This is a genomic window from Streptomyces sp. NPDC059679 (assembly GCF_042734105.1).
Taxonomy (GTDB): domain Bacteria; phylum Actinomycetota; class Actinomycetes; order Streptomycetales; family Streptomycetaceae; genus Streptomyces.
The window spans coordinates 93,892-111,375 of the sequence record NZ_JBHWES010000009.1 but is presented as its reverse complement, the minus strand read 5'-3'; the positions used below and the strand labels follow the sequence as shown (position 1 = coordinate 111,375).

Genomic DNA, 17,484 nt, shown 5'->3' with positions numbered 1-17,484 from the left:
CGGTCTCACTTTGCGATGGAGGGGGTGGCGTGGGCGGGTTCGGGCGCGCGAGACACGTCATCGGAGCCGGACTCGGACTCCGGCTCCGACTGCGCGAGGAACGCGGCGGGGTCGGCCAGGGCGCGCTGGACCTTCTCGACGTCCATCTCCTTGCACCACTTGGCCAGGACGAAGGTGGCGACCACATTGCCGAAGGTGTTGCAGAACGCCGTGGCCATGGACATGAAGCGGTACACGCCGAAGAGGACGGCCGTGCCCTCGACGGGGAGGGTCCCGGTCGCCGCGACCGTGGAGGTGAAGACGACGAACGTCCCGCCGGACACGGTGGCCGCGCCCTTGGAGGTCAGCAGCATGATCAGAAGCAGGCCGAGCTGTTCGGGGATGCCCATGGGGATCCCGTACGCGTTGGCGACGAACAGGGTGCAGATGGACATGTACAGCGATGTGCCGTCGAGGTTGAAGGCGTAGCCGGTGGGGATCACCAGGCCGACGCTCTGCTTCGAACATCCGATCCTGGTCAGCTTCTTCAGCAGCCCGGGAAGCGCTGCCTCGGAGGAGGCCGTGCCCAGGACGAGCGTCATCTCGACGCGTACGTAGCGCAGGATGCGCCAGATGTTGAATCCGGCGATCAGGCAGACCAGCCCCAGGATGCCGAACACGAAGACGGCGACGACCAGCCAGTACTGGAGGACGAGTTCGGTCAGGGCCAGGAGCATCTTGCTGCCACTGGTGCCCACCGAGTAGGCGATGGCGCCGAAGGCCCCGATCGGGGCGAGCTTCATGACGACGTTGACGAAGGCGAAGAACGCCTCCGAGACGACCTCAAGGCCGGAGTTGATCTTCTCCTGCATATGCGGCTTGAGGGCCAGCAGACCAATGCCGAACAGAACAGCCACGAGCACGACCTGCAGCAGCTGACCGGAGGAGAAGGCTCCGACGAAGTTGTCGGGCACGATGTCCCGGAGGAAGGCCAGGACCCCGTGCTCCCCCTCCCCGGCCGAGGGTGCCGGAGCGGTGCCGCCCCCGCCCGAGGTGAGGCCCCCCGCGTCCTTGCCCACCCCGAACAGGTTCGCCGCCACGAGACCGAGGAGCAGGGCGAGGGTGGAGACGACCTCGAAGTAGATCAGCGCCAGGAATCCGAGACGGCTGGCCTTCTTCAGATCGCCGGCGGACGCGATGCCCATGACGACGGTGAAGAACACCAACGGGGCGACGCCCGCCTTGATCAGCGCCAGGAACAGGTCCCCCATGATCTTCAAGTCCACCGCGAAGCCGGGGAAGGCGAAGCCGACCGCGACTCCCAGAGCCATCGCGATGACGACCTGCGCCCCGAGCCCCCGGTACCAGCGCTTGCGGGGCGCAGGGGGTGGCGAGGTGGCGTCCAGCAGCTGCTCCTGGGATCTCATGCGGCACATCCTTGTCTAGACATGAGTTGTGTCTAGACAAGGATGCTCAGGGAAATATTTGTGTCAAGAGCTGTAAAACAAAATGAGCGGCGGGCCGCCGTGGCCACTACCTCCGCTGCAGAACCGTCTCGTAGACGAATCGATCACCGGCATGCGTGCTCACGGTGACCTCGAACAGGACGCCGGAAGCGTCGTAGTAGCGGCGTACGAACTCCAGCCCCGGGCTCCCCGGCTCCAGCGCGAGACGCGCCGCCGCCTCCGCCGACACACTCACCGCCCGCACCTGCTGCACCACCCGCTCCACCGCGCGCCCCGTCCGGGCCTCGATCAGATCGGCGATCAGCTGGCGGCCCTCCTCCAGATCCCCGGCCACCGCCTTGGCGTCCTCCGGGCCCAGATACACCCGCGCCCAGGAAACGACCTCGTCAGCGTGGTCGGGGTCCCGCCGGACCGAGCTCACACACACCTGCCTGGACCCCTCGGCCAGGCCCGTGACCTCGGCGAGCGCCGCATCCACGGTCACGGGTTCGACCGACAGAACACTCCGCACGGCGGCCTCGCCGTACTGGGTCAGCTCCTCGACACTCCCCAGCTGCGCGGTGAACGCAGCCACCGGCGCCAATCGCTCCACGCGTGTGCCCGTCCCCGGGTGCCGCGAAATCAGCCCAGCCAGCTCCAGGCGCTTCAACGCCCGCCGCAGTGTTTCGCGCGAGACGCGGTATTCGGCGGCCAACTCGGGCTCGGTGGGCAGCAACTCCCCCACGGGCCACTTTCCGGCGGCGATCTTCTTCATGAGGTCACCGGCGATCACCACGTATCGCGGCTCACCCACGAAGAACTCCTTGCCTGCTCAGGACGCTGCCATCGAAATCCTAGAACACCGTCGACGCGGGCTCCGCCGATGCGGGGCCCGCGTCGTACGGGGTGTCAGCGGTGTGCGGCGAACCCCACGAACTGGGTCCATGCGTCGGGGGTGACGGTCAGGATCGGGCCGGTGGTGTTCTTGCTGTCCCGGACGTGGACGGTGTTGGGGCGGGTGGCGACCTCGACGCACTCGCCGCCCTCGCTGCCGCTGTAGCTGCTCTTGAACCAGACCAACTCGCGTATGTCTCCGCTCATAGCTCCCCCAGCAACTTCTCGATGAAGATGGACGACTCTCGTGGGTTGAGAGCCTGGGCCCGGATGATCCCATATCGGGCGGCGATGATGTGGACATCTTCCCGGTCAGTGAGCAGAGCGCTGCGCCCCTGACCCTCAAGATACGCAAGTTGCTCGCCGCCCCTGGGAGTCATCAGGGTGAACGGCCCGTCCAGGCCAGCGCTGTCTTCCCGCCCCAGAGGCATCACCTGGACTTCCACGTTGCGCCTCTCCCCAACCAGGAGCAGGTGTTCCAACTGCCCACGCAGTACCTGCACACCGCCAATCGGCCGGCGCAGTACGGACTCCTCGACAACGAAGCCCAAGAGGGGCGCCGGTCGTGCGCCGAAAATCGCCTGCCGCTCCATCCTCGCGGCTACACGCTGTTCGACGATCTCTTCATCCAGCAGTGGACGCCGCATCCCGAGTACGGCTCGCGCGTAGTCCTCCGTCTGCAACAGCCCGGGCACGGCCAGATGTGCGTAAATCTGCACCTCAGCCGCCACCGCCTCCAACCGCGCCGCATCACGGAAGAACGCCGGATACCGCGCCTGCGCAAGCTCCTCCTTCATCGCCGCCAGCACGCCACCCGCGTCCAGCACCTCGTCGGCCTTGTCGACCAGCTCCGGCTTGGGGATACGCCGCCCGCACTCGACCGACGCCACCTGGTCCACGCTGTACCCGATAAGCGACCCCAATTCCGCCCGGGTGAGCCCGGCCCGTTCCCGGAACAGCTTCAGCTGCTTGCCGAAGCCCCTCAGGAACGCGGACCGCTCTGTACCTGCCATGTCGCACCCCTCCCGGCACACTTCGCGTGTTCGTACAGGCACCGTCCGTACACGCGCGCTTCCTGGCCAGGCTAGGCGCAGGCCCACAAGGCTGACCCCCATGACGACCGAAAATGCCCCCTCACGAGGGACAAGCCCGGAACAGTTCCGTCCAGCACCAGGCGAGTTCGCCATGCGCTTCACCTCAACTCCGCGCGGCGCGCGCCTCGCTCGGCGGCTCGTATCGCACCGGCTGGCCGCGTGGGGCTACCCGTACGATTCCGGCCCCAACGAGACCGTCACGCTCATCGCAAGCGAGCTGGTCACCAACGCCGTACGCCACGGCCGCGTCCCCGGGCGGGACTTCCACGTGCGCCTGACCGCGCCACCCACCAACACCGGCCCCGTGATCCGCATCGAGGTATCCGACACCCGCGCCGAGAAGCGCCCCACACTCACCACAGCGGCCCCGGACGCCGAAACGGGCCGGGGCCTCTACCTCGTCTCACAACTGGCGGAGCGCTGGGCCGTCGGGCCCCGCCGGGGCGGCGCGCCCGGGAAAACGGTCTGGGCGGAAATCTCGATCGGCGCCAAACCGTCGGACTCCGCCACCCCGTAGTCAGGACGGCGCGTCGGCGGACTCCGGCTCGGCGGCCTGCGGAGCAGGGGCAGCGGCGGACTCACGGGGCGCACGCGGGCGGGAGCGGGACACAGCCACGCCGGTCAGGCACAGCGCACCACCAACCAGGGTCAGCCAGGCAGGCACCTCGTCCAGGAACACCCAGCTCAGCAGGACCACGATGGCCGGGACGGCATAGGTCGTGGCGCCCAGGCGGCTGGCGGGCATGCGGGCCAGGGCGTAGGTCCAGGTGGTGAAGGCGAGGGCGGTGGGCACCACGCCGAGGTAAAGCATGTTGAGCGTCGCGGAGGCCGGGGCATCCGGCAGTTCGGTGGCCAGTTGACCGGCGAAGGGGAGGCAGGCCACCGTGCCGACCAGGCAGCTGTACGCCGTGATCTGAAGCGGAGTCCCGTACGTGAGCGCGGGCTTCTGGGCGACCACGCCGGTCGCGTACGCCATGGCGGCGAGGAGGCACAGCACCACGCCGAGCACTGAGGTGCCGCCTTCGTGGCCGGACGAGGTCGACAGGCCGACCACCACCGCCCCGCCGAAGGACACCGCCATCCCGGCAAGCAGCCGTGGCGGCAGTGCCTCGCCGAGCAGCCGCGCCGCGAGGAGGGCCATCAGGATCGGCCCGACGTTGACGAGGAGGGCCGCCGTACCGGCGTCGACCAGGCGTTCACCCCAGTTCAGGGCGACCATGTAGCCGCAGAACCACACCACACCGGACACCAGGATGCCGCGCCAGGCGCCCCGGGGCGGCAGTCCCTCGCGGCGTATCGCCACCAGGGCGAACAGCACCAGCGAGGCGGCGAGCAATCGGCCGAGTGCGAGCGCGCCCGGGGAGTAGGCGGCCCCGGCGCTGCGGATGGAGACGAAGGCGGATGCCCAGGCGAGCACGGAGAAGGTGGCGGCGCCGGCCGTGAGGACGCCGGGAGAGGCGAGGCGGGAACTCATGCGGGCAGCCTAAGGTCTCAACATTTTGGTGTCCACCGAAATATTCGGCTGTGAAAAGTTATGCCGATCACTGCCAGGCGCCGGGCGCGAGCCCCAGCAGTTCGCCGAAGGCCGCCTCCCCGTCGTCCGTCACCCGCAGCGCCCGCCCACCCTCTTCCGTCCGCGCCACCCACTCCCGGCGCAACGCCACACCGCACAGCCGGGCACCGGCCACCCCGCCCAGATGGCGGCGGCGCTCGGTCCAGTCCAGACAAGAGCTCGCGACCGGCCGGCGGCCCCCATGAGCCAGATCGAAGCCCACCCGGGCGCACCACTCCTCCCCCGCGTCGGTCAGCTCGAACACCCCCTCCGTGTACAGCAGTCCGCGCTTGACCATGGCGTCGGTGACCGCCATGCCGAGCCGCCCCGCGAGGTGGTCGTAGCAGGTCCGCGCGCGGGCCAGCGGGTCGGATGCGGCGACGACCGGCACCGTGTACGGCGCGTCGCGGCCGGGGATGGCGTGTGAGGCGAGGGAGTCGACGAGGCGCGCGGTTTCCGCGTCGGCGATCCGTACGTAGGTGTGGCGGCCCTGCCGTTCGGTCGCGCAGATCCCGGCGTCCAGCAGGCGGGCCAGATGGCCGCTCGCGGTGGAGGGCGTGACCCCGGTGATCCGGGCCAGTTCACCGGCGCTCCACGTGCGTCCTTCGAGTAGCGCCATGCAGATCGCGGCCCGGGTCTCGTCGGCCATGGCGCCGGCGAGGGCGGCGAGGCGTGCGGCGGGCGGAGGGGAATCGGTCACGCACCCCATCATGCCGCAACACTTCGGCGTATGCCGAACCTTTGCCCCGCCTCAGGTGCCGCTTGGCGGCGCCGACTCGCTGCGCTGCGCGTTGCGGATGGGTGCGCTTCGCTTCGCTGCGCGGGGGCTTCGCTGCGCTTCGCCTGCGCCTGTGCGCCGTCTCGCGGCATTCGGCTCAGGCGGGTGCGGCTTTCGTCTCGGACCCTCCGGGTCCAAAGCGCCAGCGAGAAGGGGGAAGGGGGGCGGCTGGCCCGTTGTCCCGACGCCTCGGCCCGGTGGCTGGCTCAGCTTAAGGCTGGCTCCGCTGCGCTCCGCCGCAGCTGCTGCCGCGCGGTGGCCGGGCAAGGGGACCAGCGGTGCGCTGGACCGGGGCCCGGGAGCGCGACGGATGGGCGGGCACCGGGGGACGGGATCGCCTCTCCCCCCACCTGCTCTCAGAAAAACGGTTGATGCAGTACTTGATGCAGATCAAGCATTTTTTTAAGAGCAGGTGGGTGGAGGGCCCGAACCGGACCCCTTGGGCCGGACGGCGACGATGCCTCGGCGCCCCTCCCCCTTCCCGCTGTTGGCCGCTTTGCGCCGAAGGCGCGAGACGATGCCCGCACGCGGCGTCCGGACCATGCCGTCCAGCGGTCGCCGGCCCGTTCGTCGCGCTCGCGCGCCTCCGATCCAGCGCACCGCTGGTCCCCTCGTCCGGCCACCGAGCGGCAGCAGCCGCGGCGGAGCGCAGCGGAGCCTGTCGTGAGCTCAGCCGCCCGCCGGCCGAGGAATCGGGGCGCAGGGTCGGCCGCCCCCTTCCCCCAGCCGGGCATCGGCTCGCCCCTCTTGGACGCCGAACGCGCGACGAAGAAGGCAAGCGCCAGCCCGACGAGGACGATGGATCGACAAGCCCGAAACGCCGTTGCCGCTCGGCTCAGGTGTCGAGGAGTTCCGGCACGAAGATGTCCTCGCACGTCAGCTTTCGCTTCGACAGGCCCTGCTCGTGGTGGTAGCGCAAGAAGGTGTCGATGGCCTTGCGGTTCGCGGCGACGCCGTAGGGCCACCAGTCGTCGCCGAGCAGCCGACGGTTCTCCTCGAACAGCGTGCTGAACCACGGCGTGATGACGCTCATGTGCTGCTTCGTGGCGTCGTCGAGGTACTTGCGCTCGGCGAGCACCTTGGCTTGCGTGAAGGCGTCGTACACGGCCCGTGCGAGGCCCGGCCGATGTGCCAGTTCCCTGCGGATCGCGATGATGTGCATAGGAGGGAAGATCCCGGTGCGGCGGTAGTAGTCACGCTCCACGGCCTCGTGGTCGGGGAACAGGCGGGCGACCTTCGGGGAGCCGTCCAGCACCGCCTGCGGCACGTCGACGGAGATCAGTGCGTCGATCTCGCCGGATTCGAGCATGGCGCCCAGGGTCTGGCCGTCCTCCGCGTGGCGCACGTCGACGCCGTCCGGGACGGGCTGCGGGACCCAGTCGAAGGCGGGGATGGGGTGGTTGGTGCCGCCGATGACCCAGCGGCACTGGTCGGGGGTCACGCCGTACTCGTCGGCCAGGATGCCCTTCGGCCAGATCCCGGCGTCGTGGCCGTAGAGAGCGAACTCGCCGACGGTCCTACCGGCCAGGTCCTGCGGCTTCACGATCCCGCCGGCGGTGTTCACAAAGATCGCCGAGTGGCGGAAGTTGCGGTTCGGCAGGATCGGCAGGATCGGCAGGGCCAGGAACGGCGCGTCGTCGAGGTCGAAGGTGCGCAGGAAGTAGGTGAGACCGAACTCGGCGAGGTCGTAGTGTCCCTCGACGGCGCGGCGGAAGATGTCCGACACGAGTGGTGCCGTCTCGAACGTCGCGTCCACTCCGTCGACCGTGACCCGGCCGTCGAGCAGTGCCTCGGTGTGCTCGTAGGCGTAGACGCCGATGCTCAGCTTGGTGCTCATCAGTGAATCTCCTCTCCGGGAGTCCGCGGAGTGGCCCGCTTCCGTAAATGACCGTTCACTTCAGGCTGTTCAGATAGTCGCTGCGGCGGTCTGCCCCAGCGGTCCTCGTCGAACTTCGGCGGGCGACCGCCTCGGGAGCTGGGCCCCCTTCGAGTTCGGCCAGGGCAAGCTCATAGACACGGTGCTCATCCTCGGTCACCGGCTCCTCCCCCCTCCCGCCCTCTATCGCGGCGTCCAGCCACTCGTGGATGATCACCTCGATGATGTCCGGCACCCCCGTGCCCAACAGCATCTCCACCAACGGCCAGGCGTGCATCGTGACGGGAAACCTCGCCGCCCGGTGATGCTTCCTGGCTTCCTGCCATATCTTCCGCGCCGCCTCCGGGCCCTCGACATGGGCCGCGTCGTGCAGCAGACGGCACCAGCCGATGTCGATGCGGTCGAAACAGCCGCTGAACTCACCGCCCCAGGGATCGATTTCGGCGACCTCGCGGAACAACACGATCGCAGCGGCCCGCTCGCCGGCGGAGTAGAGCTCATGCGCCTGCCCCAACTTCGCATCCAGCCGCCCCCGCGGGGTCGCCCCGTGCTTGGCCACATAGGCTTCCATTTCCGCGAGGTAGTCGCGGTGCTCGGCTGCGCGGCTCCCTATGTGTTCGGCATATCGCCACAGCTCCTCGGTCTCGTCCTCGTCGATGCCGTGGGCTTCGGCTTCCCGTAGCAGTGCTATGGCCCGATCGCTGTCCTCGTCCATCTGGTCGGGGTCCGTGGCGTCTTCCTGGGAGTCCAGCCAGCCGTACGCGCCGGCGAGCGCCAGGGCACCTCGTACGCTCTCGTCCACGCCCGCGGTCGCCAGGTACACCGCCACGGCTGACGCGACATCGGACCAGTACGTCTCGTCGGTCAGCTCTCCGGCAGGGGTGAAGAATGCGGTGAATTCCGACGGCAGCTTTCCGGAGATGATCACGCTGGTGACACTGGCGGGTACCGGCGGCAGGTCCATGCATCTTCCTTCGACGCGGTGGCGGGCTAGGACTGTACCGAGGCGCGTAGCCGGGCCGCGTCCTGGCCGGGGGGCAGTCCGTAGACGCTGCGGTATTCGCGGTTGAACTGGGTCGCGCTGACGTACCCGACCGCCTCGGCGGCCTGGGCCGCCGTCGTGTTGCCCGCGACCAGGCGCCGTCGCGCCTCCCGCAGCCGCAGGTGTTTCTGGAACTTGAGCGGGCTCATGCCAGTGGCGGCTTTGAAGTGCCGGTGCAGGGTGGCGGGGCTCATATGGGCCACGGCGGCGATCTCGTCGATGCTGAGCGGTTCGGTGTAGTGGGCGAAGATCCATGCGGCCGTCGCGCGCACCCGGGACGCGGCGGAGTCGGCCACTGACCACTGGCGCAGGACGGGGCCGAGCGGGCTGCGCAGCAGCCTGTAAAGGATCTCGCTCTCGATACGGGCGGCCAGGGGGCGGATGTCGTCGGGGGTTTCGAGGAGCCGGACCCAGCGGGTGACCGCGTCGACGAGTTCCGGGGCCATCGGCGCGGTGATCTGCCCGCCGACGGTCGCAGGCGAGGCGGCGCCCGGCCCGGCCGCCCCTGGCCCGGCCACCCCCGGCCCGGCCCCGTCGAGCTCCAGCAGCAGTTCGGCGAGCACCGCACCGTCGAGCCGCATGATCGCGGACCGGTACGGCACCTTCTCGAACACGGCGGTGACGGGCAGGTCGAGCGTGTTCAGAAGCATCTCCCCGGACGGAACGACCTGGCTGCGGTCTCCGACGACGGAGCGCTTGGCGCCGTCGGCGATGAAGCAGATCATCGGCTCGTACTGCACATCGATGGGGTCCATGGGCTCGTCGAGCGCGACCAGCAGAAGCCGGGGCACCGCGGTCTCGGACCCCATTCCCCGACTGTGTCGGTCGATGGCCGCGGCGAGCTCGTCGAGCATGGGACACACCCTTTGCGTGAGAGGATCAGGCAATCCTATGCGACCTGTGGCCCATGACGCTCCGCAGCCGCGTTCCTAACGTGGACGGCATGACAGAGCGCAACACCAACCCCACGAACCCCACCGGCCCCGCCGACCTCCCGCACCGGAGGCTCGGCACCCAGGGCCTGGAAGTCGGGGCGATCGGCCTGGGCACCATGGGCATGACGATGGCGTACGGGGCCGGGGACGAGCAGGACGGCATCGCCACCATCCACCGCGCCCATGAACTCGGCGTCACCCTCTTCGACACCGCCGAGCTGTACGGAATGGGTACCGGCAGCAATGAGCAGCTGCTCGGCCGGGCCGTGAAGGGCTTCCGCGACGAGGTCGTCATCGCCACCAAGTTCGGCTTCGACCTGACCGATCCCAGCAAGGTCGGACACGCCATGGACAGCCGCCCGGAACACATCCGCGCGGTCACCGAGAACAGCCTGCGCTACCTCGGCACCGACCGCATCGATGTGCTGTACCAGCACCGGGTCGACCCGAACGTACCCATCGAGGACGTGGCCGGCACGGTCGGCGAGCTGATCGCCGAAGGCAAGGTGCGCTACTTCGGACTGAGCGAGGCGGGCCCCGACATCATCCGGCGCGCCCACGCCGTGCACCCGGTGTCGGTGCTGCAGACCGAGTACTCGGTGTTCGAGCGGGCCGTTGAGGTCGACGTGCTGCCGGTGGTACGCGAGCTGGGGATCGGCTTCGTGCCGTACTCGCCGCTGGGCCGCGGCTTCCTCACCAGCGCGGTGAAGCCCGCCGCCGAGTACCCGGCGGACGACATGCGCAGCTGGGACGAGCGCTGGCAGCCCGGCAACTACGAGAAGAACCTGGCCGCCGTCCGGGAGCTCACCGCCCTCGCCAACGCCAAGGGCATCGCCGTCACCCAGCTGGCGCTGGCCTGGCTGCTGGCCCAGGGCGAGGACATCGTGCCGATCCCGGGCACCCGCAGCCCGCACCGCCTGGCGGAGAACGTGGCCGCCGCACACGTCACCCTCACGCCCCAGGACCTGGCCCGCATCCGGGAGATCCTGCCGCGCGGCGCGGCCGGCTCCCGCTATCCCGAGGGAATGATGCCGAACTGGTGACATCCGGCCCAGGGGCCGCGGAGGTCAGCAGCACTGCCAGGTGAACATGGCCCTCTCGAAACGGCCCTCGGCCAGGTCGTCCGGGCGGATCAGCCAGTAGAGCGCGCCGCCGTCGCCCCACATCATGTCCACGTCCTCGTCGGAGTCGAGCTGCGCGAGCAGCACCCAGCCCTCCGCCTCCTTCTCGATCCGCGGGTCCTCCCACGACAGGTCGCCGCCGCCCAGCGCGCCATGGGCCACCACGATCTCCACGGCGGTCTGGATGGACTGGGCATGGCCGCCGATCTGATGCGCGGCACCGCTTTGGTGAGTCCACACCGCCCGCTTGAACGCGTCCGGGAGCTCGTCCTCGCCGAACGCGGCGGTCAACGCGAGCGAGTCGAAGTCGGGCGCGCTCGGGCCCGTACGGACGGTCAGCGGCACCTCCGGAAACGGGGTGAGGCCCGTCGGCGCGGGCCGCTCGGGTGCGGTGGCGGACTCGGGCGGGAGGTGGAGGACGCGGGCACCGGCCCAGGTGTCCGGGTCGGCGGTGTCGACCAGCGCGTCGACGTCCTCGTCGTCGCCGTAGTAGAAGAAGGCGAGCCGGCCGTCCGCGGGCAGCGGTATGTCCAACTGCTCCCCGGGCAGCGCCGCGCAGTCGACCTCCGCCACGAACGGCAACGGCCCGTGCCCCTCCCACACCGGCCAGTCCACGCCCTCGGGCAGCCGGGGCAGTCCGCCGAGCCGGCCGACGACCGGATCGGCGGGCTCGGCCTTCCGGAGGTGGGCGGCCGGGCGCAGCAGCGCGATCCAGCGGTCGGCGAGGTCGGGCGGCAGATGGGTGCGGGCCAGGGCGTGCAGCGGGTCAGGTGCGGTGGTCATAGGGGTCATGATGGCGGGCGGGTCCGACAGTCGGACGTACGGGCCGACGTACCGGGGGGCGTTCGGGCCGACGTACCGGGAGGGCGTGGCGCCCGCGGCAGCACATCATGGATCGTTTCGCAGGACACGGCCTTCGCCGAGGTGAACGACGAGGCGTTCGTGGTCTGCCAGCCACCTCGGCGCGCGGCTGAGCCTGTTGCCGTCCAGCCGGAGCGAGGTGAGGGCCGGGAGGTCGGCCACCCATGCGGGCAGGTCGGTGAGTTCGTTGTCGCCCAGGTCAAGGCTGGTGAGCGCGGTGAGGCCGGCCATCGACGCCGGAAGTTCGGTGAGCCGGTTGCCGCGGAGGCTGAGACTCGTCAGCGCGGTGAGGCCGCCCAGCGTTCCGGGCAGCGCGGTGAGCCGGTTGAAACCGAGGTTGATGCCGGTCAGCCCGGTGAAACCCCCGACCCATGGGGGCAGCTCGGTCAGCTCGTTGCGGTCCAGGTTCAGCCATCGCAGGGCGGTGAGCCCGCTCAGCTCCGCGGGCAGCCGGGTGAGTCGGTTGCTGCCCAGCAGCAGATGGGTGAGGCCGGCCAGCTCCCCGAGCGACGCGGGCAGTTCGGCGAGGCGGTTGAAGTCCAGGTTGAGTTCGGTGAGGGCGGTCAGGTTCCCGAGTGTCCGGGGAATCTCGACGAGCCGGTTGCCGGACAGATCGAGCTCGCTGAGGGCGGCGAGATCGCCCAATGAGGTCGGCACGGCGGAGATGCGGTTGCTGCCGACGTCGAGGCAGGTGAGCTTTTTCAGGCCGCCCAGGAACTCGGGGAGTTCGGTGAGCCTGTTGTCACGAAGGGCGAGGTCGGTGAGTTCGGTCAGCTGCCGCACCCATATGGGTATCTCCGCGAGCCGGTTTCCGTTCAGCACGAACTCGGTGAGCGCGCCGAGGTTACCCAGCGACGCCGGTAGTTCCTCCAGCCGGTTGTCGCTGAGGGAGAGGTGGGTGAGCCCCGTGAGGGCGCCCAGGAAGCCGGGCACCTCGGTGAACGTGCCGTCGCTGAGGTCCAGCCGGGTCAGCGCGGTGGCCTCGGCCAGCGAGGCGGGGACGACGGGCAGCGACAGATGACCGAGCTCCAGGGATGTATCGCCGTCGTCGATGACCTGGGCGATGAGTTCTTCCGCGTCCTCCAGGGCGAACGAATCATCGTCGTCGTCCATCTCGAACGGTTCGTCGTACTCGGACATGAGTGATCCCTCGGAACGGGCCGCTGTGACGGGAAGATCGAATTCTGCCGCGCCGAACCGCGGGGCGCCACCCGGGGGCCGGATCCAGGCCGCGGTGGCGTGTGCGTGGCGCGAATGGTCTACTCCCGGGGTGTATCTCACCGTCTTTCTGCTGGAGTTCCAATCGTGGTACTGGAAGCGCAAGTTCCGCGACGAAGAGCTGCGGGACGCGTTTGCGGCGACGAATGATCCGACCACCCCGGAGGCGTTCGAGCAGGGCTTTCTGACGCTGCTGCGCAGCGGCGACACGGTCGCCTGCGGCATCGCGCTGGACTTCTACGACCGTGCGGAGATGACGAGCCGGTATGTGGGAGGCAACCCGCTGGAGCCGCACGCGGAGGAGGTGTTCGCGGTCGCCCGTCGGCTGCTCGCGCAGCCGCCGAGGCCCGGGGACGCGATCGCCAAGGAGGGCGCCAACCACGCGAGCGCGCTGGCCGCCCTGGTGCGCGGTGGCCTGGAGGACCGGGACGCGGACGCGATCGCCGAGATCCTGGCACGGATGCCGGAAGTGAACCTGCTGGAGCGCGCCCTCGATGCCGCGCACCTCCTCGTGGACGAGGAGGAAGAGTACGAGGAGGAAGAGGCCGAGCAGGAAGAGGAGCGGGGAGACGCGGAGGAAGGAGATGCGGAGGAAGGAGTCGAGGAGGAAGAAGCCGAGCAGGAAGACGGCTGGGCTCCCGATCCACGGCTCGTCGCGCTGATCGCCCGGGTGGAGGCATGCCGCGATCGTGTCGCGGCCGTCGCCGCGCTGCGCGAAACCCCGGGAGCGGAGGCGACCGAGTCCCTTGTCCGTGCGACCGATGACGCCGAGTGGCGGGTCCAGCAGGAGGCCGCCGCGGCGCTGGCGGCGGGGACGCGCTTCTACGCACACCGCCCCCTGCTGGAACGCCTGGTTCGGAGCTGGTCGGCCGACCAGCGGTCCACCGCGGCGGATGAGGTCCGCGACGCGCTCGCCGAGGGTCCGCACAGCCTGTACTGGGAAGGGGCCGAACCGCCGAGCGCGGAGCTGCGCGACGCGCATCGCGAGCTGCGGTCCCCCACCGGGGAGGCCGCGCACCGGTCGGCGCTGCGCACCATGCTGCACAGCGCGTCGCCGGTGGCGGTGGGGATCGCGCTCGACCACTTCCGCCTCGCCGAGGGGATCGCCCGCTTCGGCCTCGATGACGCCGAGCACGCCGCGGAAGTGCTCGCGGTCGCTCGCGCGGTCCTGCGGCAGCCGCCGTCCCCGGCCGAGCTGAGCCCGGAGACGGGGTTCGGCGCGAGCCACGCCGGCGCGCTGAACGTCCTGAACGAACTGGGCGAGCCCGAGGACGCGGCAGCGATCGTGGCCGCGCTGCGGGCGGACACCGCTCCGGACGTGGTCCATGACTGTGCCGTGGCCGCGGCGAGCTGGTGCCTCGAACGGTGGGAGGCGCCGGACGAGCAGGTCGTCGCCTCGCTCGAGGAGCTGATCTTCGACGGGTCGGCGGACATGGAGCTGCGCGCCGACGCGGTCAACGCGCTCTTCGGTCTGGACGACCCGCGGGTCACCGCCGTGCTGGTGCGCGCCGCCCATTCTGTCGACTTGTCGATCCAGGTGGAGGGGGCCATCGGCCTCACCTACGACCACCTGATCGATCAGCACCGGGAGCTGCTGCGCGAGCTCGTCGCGTCATGGCCGGAGGAAGAAGCGGGGGACCGGGCCCGGATCGTGCGGGACGCGGTGGACGAGTGAGGTGGCCGCCACGGGGCCGTTCACCCTTTGGGGCCGAGCCTTGGGAACGAGAGGCAGGTCAAGGAACCGTAAAGCGGGCACGTTCGTTACCCCGGGCATGACCGCTATGACTCCCGGCTCGAACCTCCCCCTGTCCGTCGCGCGCGTGGCAGTGGATGTCACCGCCCCGGTGCGGCTGGACGTGTCGGGCCTGCTCCTCACCGCCAATGGCAAAGTGCGCTCCGACGACGACTTCGTCTTCTACAACCAGCCCGCCGGGCCCGGCGTGACCCACCGCGCCGGGGCGGGCGGGGCGGGTGACACGATCACCGTCGACACCGCCGCCGTGCCGGGCGACATCGAGAAGATCGTGGTGACCGCGAGCCTGGACGCGCCCGGGGCGACGTTCTCGGGCACCGAGCCGACTGCCACCGTGCGCGGCGCGGACGACGGCGCCGTGATCGCGACCTTCACCCCGCCCCAGCTGGGCGCCGAGACCGCGCTCGTGGTCGTCGAGGTGTACCGGCGCAATGGCGCGTGGAAGGTGCGCGCGGTCGGGCAGGGGTATGCGAACGGGCTGGCGGGCATCGCCACCGACTTCGGTGTGTCGGTGGAGGAGCCCGCCGCGCCCGCGGCCCCCGCCCCCGCGGCCGTCCAGGCGCCGCCGCCCGCCGGTCCGCCCGCCGGTTTCCAGCCTCCGCCGATGCCCGCCGCCCCGCCGCCCGCTCCCCCGGCAGCCGCGGCCGCGGCGCCCGGCGCCGGGAAGATCAACCTCGACAAGGGCCGCGTCAATCTCCAGAAGAACCAGACGGTGTCGCTGGTCAAGGGCGGCCGACCGCTGCAGAGTTCGGTCAAGATGGGCCTGGGCTGGGAGCCCGCCTACCGCAGCAAGGACATCGACCTCGACGCGTCCGTGATCGCCTTCGGCGTGGACCGCAAGAAAATCGACGCCTGCTTCTTCGGCAAGCTCTCGATTCTCAATGGCGCGATCCAGCACTCCGGCGACAACCTCACCGGTGAGGGCGGTGGCGACGACGAGACCATCACGGTCCATCTCGGCGGGCTGCCGCCGGAGGTCACCGGTCTGGTCTTCACGGTCAACTCCTTCTCCGGCCAGAAGTTCACCGATGTCGCGAAGGCCTACTGCCGCCTGCTGGACGCGGGGACGGGCGAGGAGCTGGTCCGCTTCGATCTGACCCACTCCGAGCCGCGTACGGGCGTGATGATGGCCAAGTTCATCAAGCAGTTCTCGGGTGAGTGGGAGATGACCGCGATGGGCGAGTACGTGGACTCCCGTACGGTCCGCGGGATGGTCAAGCCCGCCGGCAAGGCGCTCTGAGTCGGCTCGGTCGGCTGAACCGACCGGGCCGACTGAGCAGCTGATACAGGACGGGCCCGGCACCGGGGGCCCAGGCCGGACCGCCGAAGAGGGAGGAAGGTCGGCGCTCCGGCCCGGGCCGTCCCGTAGCCCGTACAACGAGCGGAGCGGGCAGAGGTGTCGCAGCGGTGTCGCAGAAAGTACGGGCCGCCCCCGCCGGTGCACGGGGACGGCCCGGAGCTGAGGGGTGATCAGCCGCGGGGGCGCTGGCGGCGCCAGGGGCCGGTGATGGCCAGCATGATGCCGGGAGTCTGGATGTTGGCGTAGAGGGTGCGGCCGTCGGGCGAGAAGCAGACGCCCGTGAACTCGCTGTACTCCGGCTTCGCCGCGGTGCCAATGTTGAGTTCGTTGCGCGCGATCGGGTACGTACGGCCGTCGTCCGTGGCGCCGAAGAGGTGCTGGACGCCCTCGCCGTCCTCGGCGATGACCAGACCGCCGTACGGCGAGACGGTGATGTTGTCGGGGCCGTCGAAGGCGCCGTCCTTGGACGGGTCGGGGTTGACGCCGAGCAGCACCTTCAGGGTCAGGGTGCGCCGCTTCGGGTCGTAGAACCAGACCTGGCCGTCGTGCGCGACCGGGCTCTCCTCACGGGCGTACGAGGAGACGATGTACGCGCCACCGTCGCCCCACCACATGCCCTCCAGCTTGCGGGCCCGGGTGACCTGGCCGACGTCGAACTGCTTGCGCACCGGGACCGACTTCGCATCGCGGTCGGGCACGTCCACCCAGTCCACGCCGTAGACCGTGCCGGTCTTGGTCGCGCGCGACAGGTCGTCGACGAAGTTGCCGCCGGAGTCGAAGCACTTGGGGGCCTGCAGCACACCCGCGTCATCGGCGAGGGTGCGCAGCTTGCCGCGCCCGTGCTCGAAGCCGCGCGGCGGGACCCAGCGGTAGAAGAGGCCGTTCGGGCCGGAGGCGTCCTCGGTCAGGTAGAGGTGGCCGCGCTTGGAGTCGACGACGACCGCCTCATGGGCGTATCGCCCCAGCGCCTTGATCGGCTCGGGGTCGCGGTTGGCCCGGCGGTCGTGCGGGTCCACCTCGAAGACATAGCCGTGGTCCTTGGTCATGCCGTTCTTGCCGGCCTTGTCCTCGGTCTCCTCGCAGGTCAGCCAGGTGCCCCACGGGGTGGATCCGCCCGCGCAGTTGGTGGAGGTGCCCGCGATGCCGACCCACTCGGTGACATGGTCGCCGTGCTTCGAGACCTCGACGACGGTGCAGCCTCCTGAGGCCGCCGGGTCGTAGACCAGGCCCTCGGTCAGCGGCACGGGGTGCGGCCAGTCGGCCCGCGGGCCCTTCAGCTCGTGGTTGTTGACGAGCAGCGTGGCACCGCGGGTGCCCTCGAAGGTGGCGGTGCCGTCGTGGTTGGAGGGGGTGGACTCGCCGGACTCCAGCTTGGTCTGGCCGGTGCGGGTGATGACCCGGTAGCTGAAGCCGGCGGGGAGCGCGAGGAGGCCCTTGGGGTCGGCGACGAGCGGGCCGTAGCCGAACCGGGCACCGCCCCGCTCGGCCGCGTCGGTGGTGGTCAGATCCTCGGACGGCTCCGCGGCGAGCGCGCCGGGGGCGGTGGCGAGCACCCCGGCGCTGCCGACGAGGGCGACACCGGTATACGCGGAACTCTTCGCGAAGTCTCTGCGGGTGAGCGGCATCTTCATCTCCT

At 70.1% G+C, this 17,484-nt stretch carries 16 protein-coding genes; 4 read left to right on the top strand and 12 right to left on the bottom strand.

Annotated elements, in window-relative coordinates; genetic code table 11:
- Positions 1-5: 5 nt before the first annotated feature.
- The 4 genes from ACFV2X_RS13325 to ACFV2X_RS13310 all read right to left on the bottom strand — a co-directional run bounded on the left by ACFV2X_RS13325 (position 6) and on the right by ACFV2X_RS13310 (position 3,331).
- Entirely contained in the window at positions 6-1,406 is a 1,401-nt protein-coding gene (locus ACFV2X_RS13325) for a cation:dicarboxylate symporter family transporter (protein WP_385615303.1), read from the bottom strand.
- A 106-nt stretch (positions 1,407-1,512) separates the two neighbouring features.
- Positions 1,513-2,238: a GntR family transcriptional regulator gene (locus tag ACFV2X_RS13320; protein ID WP_385615300.1), complete on the bottom strand. Its 726-nt coding sequence runs from the start codon at positions 2,236-2,238 to the stop codon at positions 1,513-1,515.
- Positions 2,239-2,333: 95 nt separating this feature from the next.
- On the bottom strand, positions 2,334-2,525 hold the full coding sequence (locus tag ACFV2X_RS13315) for a DUF397 domain-containing protein (protein WP_385615297.1): 192 nt from the start codon (positions 2,523-2,525) through the stop codon (positions 2,334-2,336).
- On the bottom strand, positions 2,522-3,331 hold the full coding sequence (locus tag ACFV2X_RS13310; RefSeq protein ID WP_385615295.1) for a Scr1 family TA system antitoxin-like transcriptional regulator: 810 nt from the start codon (positions 3,329-3,331) through the stop codon (positions 2,522-2,524). Before ACFV2X_RS13310 ends, ACFV2X_RS13315 begins: the two co-directional genes overlap by 4 nt.
- A 172-nt stretch (positions 3,332-3,503) precedes the next feature.
- Here ACFV2X_RS13310 and ACFV2X_RS13305 point away from each other — a divergent pair, with 172 nt between their 5' ends.
- Positions 3,504-3,929, top strand: a complete 426-nt coding sequence (locus tag ACFV2X_RS13305) for an ATP-binding protein (RefSeq protein ID WP_385615292.1) — start codon at positions 3,504-3,506, stop codon at positions 3,927-3,929.
- Here ACFV2X_RS13305 and ACFV2X_RS13300 read toward each other — a convergent pair whose 3' ends face one another.
- The 5 genes from ACFV2X_RS13300 to ACFV2X_RS13280 all read right to left on the bottom strand — a co-directional run bounded on the left by ACFV2X_RS13300 (position 3,930) and on the right by ACFV2X_RS13280 (position 9,514).
- Complete coding sequence (locus ACFV2X_RS13300) at positions 3,930-4,886, bottom strand: DMT family transporter (RefSeq protein ID WP_385615289.1); 957 nt, start codon at positions 4,884-4,886, stop codon at positions 3,930-3,932.
- 67 nt (positions 4,887-4,953) lie between these two features.
- A complete protein-coding gene (locus ACFV2X_RS13295) occupies positions 4,954-5,673 on the bottom strand; it encodes an ArsR/SmtB family transcription factor (RefSeq protein ID WP_385615552.1) in 720 nt (239 codons plus the stop codon).
- 904 nt (positions 5,674-6,577) lie between these two features.
- Positions 6,578-7,579, bottom strand: coding sequence for a 4,5-dihydroxyphthalate decarboxylase (locus ACFV2X_RS13290; protein WP_385615286.1), 1,002 nt, complete (start codon positions 7,577-7,579; stop codon positions 6,578-6,580).
- A 55-nt stretch (positions 7,580-7,634) separates the two neighbouring features.
- A complete protein-coding gene (locus tag ACFV2X_RS13285) occupies positions 7,635-8,582 on the bottom strand; it encodes a hypothetical protein (RefSeq protein ID WP_385615283.1) in 948 nt (315 codons plus the stop codon).
- Positions 8,583-8,608: 26 nt separating this feature from the next.
- Positions 8,609-9,514 carry an AraC family transcriptional regulator N-terminal domain-containing protein gene (locus tag ACFV2X_RS13280; RefSeq protein WP_385615280.1) on the bottom strand — a complete coding sequence of 302 codons (906 nt, stop codon included), beginning with the start codon at positions 9,512-9,514 and terminating at the stop codon, positions 8,609-8,611.
- An 89-nt stretch (positions 9,515-9,603) separates the two neighbouring features.
- On the opposite strand from ACFV2X_RS13280, the gene ACFV2X_RS13275 reads away from it, so the two are divergent.
- Positions 9,604-10,638 (top strand): aldo/keto reductase, encoded by a 1,035-nt coding sequence (locus tag ACFV2X_RS13275; RefSeq protein WP_385615277.1) that lies wholly within the window; start codon positions 9,604-9,606, stop codon positions 10,636-10,638.
- 24 nt (positions 10,639-10,662) lie between these two features.
- On the opposite strand, the gene ACFV2X_RS13270 is transcribed toward ACFV2X_RS13275, so the two are convergent.
- Together ACFV2X_RS13270 and ACFV2X_RS13265 are read right to left on the bottom strand one after the other, a co-directional pair.
- On the bottom strand, positions 10,663-11,499 hold the full coding sequence (locus ACFV2X_RS13270; protein WP_385615274.1) for a YwqG family protein: 837 nt from the start codon (positions 11,497-11,499) through the stop codon (positions 10,663-10,665).
- Between the two features lie 105 nt (positions 11,500-11,604).
- Positions 11,605-12,717 (bottom strand): leucine-rich repeat domain-containing protein, encoded by a 1,113-nt coding sequence (locus tag ACFV2X_RS13265; RefSeq protein ID WP_385615271.1) that lies wholly within the window; start codon positions 12,715-12,717, stop codon positions 11,605-11,607.
- Between the two features lie 130 nt (positions 12,718-12,847).
- On the opposite strand from ACFV2X_RS13265, the gene ACFV2X_RS13260 reads away from it, so the two are divergent.
- Both ACFV2X_RS13260 and ACFV2X_RS13255 read left to right on the top strand, forming a co-directional pair.
- Positions 12,848-14,470, top strand: a complete 1,623-nt coding sequence (locus tag ACFV2X_RS13260) for a hypothetical protein (protein ID WP_385615268.1) — start codon at positions 12,848-12,850, stop codon at positions 14,468-14,470.
- A 106-nt stretch (positions 14,471-14,576) separates the two neighbouring features.
- Positions 14,577-15,788, top strand: coding sequence for a TerD family protein (locus ACFV2X_RS13255; RefSeq protein ID WP_385615550.1), 1,212 nt, complete (start codon positions 14,577-14,579; stop codon positions 15,786-15,788).
- A gap of 230 nt (positions 15,789-16,018) precedes the next feature.
- On the opposite strand, the gene ACFV2X_RS13250 is transcribed toward ACFV2X_RS13255, so the two are convergent.
- Positions 16,019-17,473: an alkaline phosphatase PhoX gene (locus ACFV2X_RS13250; protein ID WP_385615266.1), complete on the bottom strand. Its 1,455-nt coding sequence runs from the start codon at positions 17,471-17,473 to the stop codon at positions 16,019-16,021.
- Positions 17,474-17,484 lie beyond the last annotated feature (11 nt).

Coding starts and splice junctions, on each gene's coding strand:
- ACFV2X_RS13270 (WP_385615274.1), bottom strand. CDS start 11,499: ATGACCACCGCACCTGACCCGCTGCACGCCCTGGCCCGCACCCATCTG.
- ACFV2X_RS13290 (WP_385615286.1), bottom strand. CDS start 7,579: ATGAGCACCAAGCTGAGCATCGGCGTCTACGCCTACGAGCACACCGAG.
- ACFV2X_RS13275 (WP_385615277.1), top strand. CDS start 9,604: ATGACAGAGCGCAACACCAACCCCACGAACCCCACCGGCCCCGCCGAC.
- ACFV2X_RS13280 (WP_385615280.1), bottom strand. CDS start 9,514: ATGCTCGACGAGCTCGCCGCGGCCATCGACCGACACAGTCGGGGAATG.
- ACFV2X_RS13325 (WP_385615303.1), bottom strand. CDS start 1,406: ATGAGATCCCAGGAGCAGCTGCTGGACGCCACCTCGCCACCCCCTGCG.
- ACFV2X_RS13305 (WP_385615292.1), top strand. CDS start 3,504: ATGCGCTTCACCTCAACTCCGCGCGGCGCGCGCCTCGCTCGGCGGCTC.
- ACFV2X_RS13265 (WP_385615271.1), bottom strand. CDS start 12,717: ATGTCCGAGTACGACGAACCGTTCGAGATGGACGACGACGATGATTCG.
- ACFV2X_RS13285 (WP_385615283.1), bottom strand. CDS start 8,582: ATGGACCTGCCGCCGGTACCCGCCAGTGTCACCAGCGTGATCATCTCC.
- ACFV2X_RS13295 (WP_385615552.1), bottom strand. CDS start 5,673: ATGGGGTGCGTGACCGATTCCCCTCCGCCCGCCGCACGCCTCGCCGCC.
- ACFV2X_RS13250 (WP_385615266.1), bottom strand. CDS start 17,473: ATGCCGCTCACCCGCAGAGACTTCGCGAAGAGTTCCGCGTATACCGGT.
- ACFV2X_RS13315 (WP_385615297.1), bottom strand. CDS start 2,525: ATGAGCGGAGACATACGCGAGTTGGTCTGGTTCAAGAGCAGCTACAGC.
- ACFV2X_RS13255 (WP_385615550.1), top strand. CDS start 14,577: ATGACTCCCGGCTCGAACCTCCCCCTGTCCGTCGCGCGCGTGGCAGTG.
- ACFV2X_RS13310 (WP_385615295.1), bottom strand. CDS start 3,331: ATGGCAGGTACAGAGCGGTCCGCGTTCCTGAGGGGCTTCGGCAAGCAG.
- ACFV2X_RS13300 (WP_385615289.1), bottom strand. CDS start 4,886: ATGAGTTCCCGCCTCGCCTCTCCCGGCGTCCTCACGGCCGGCGCCGCC.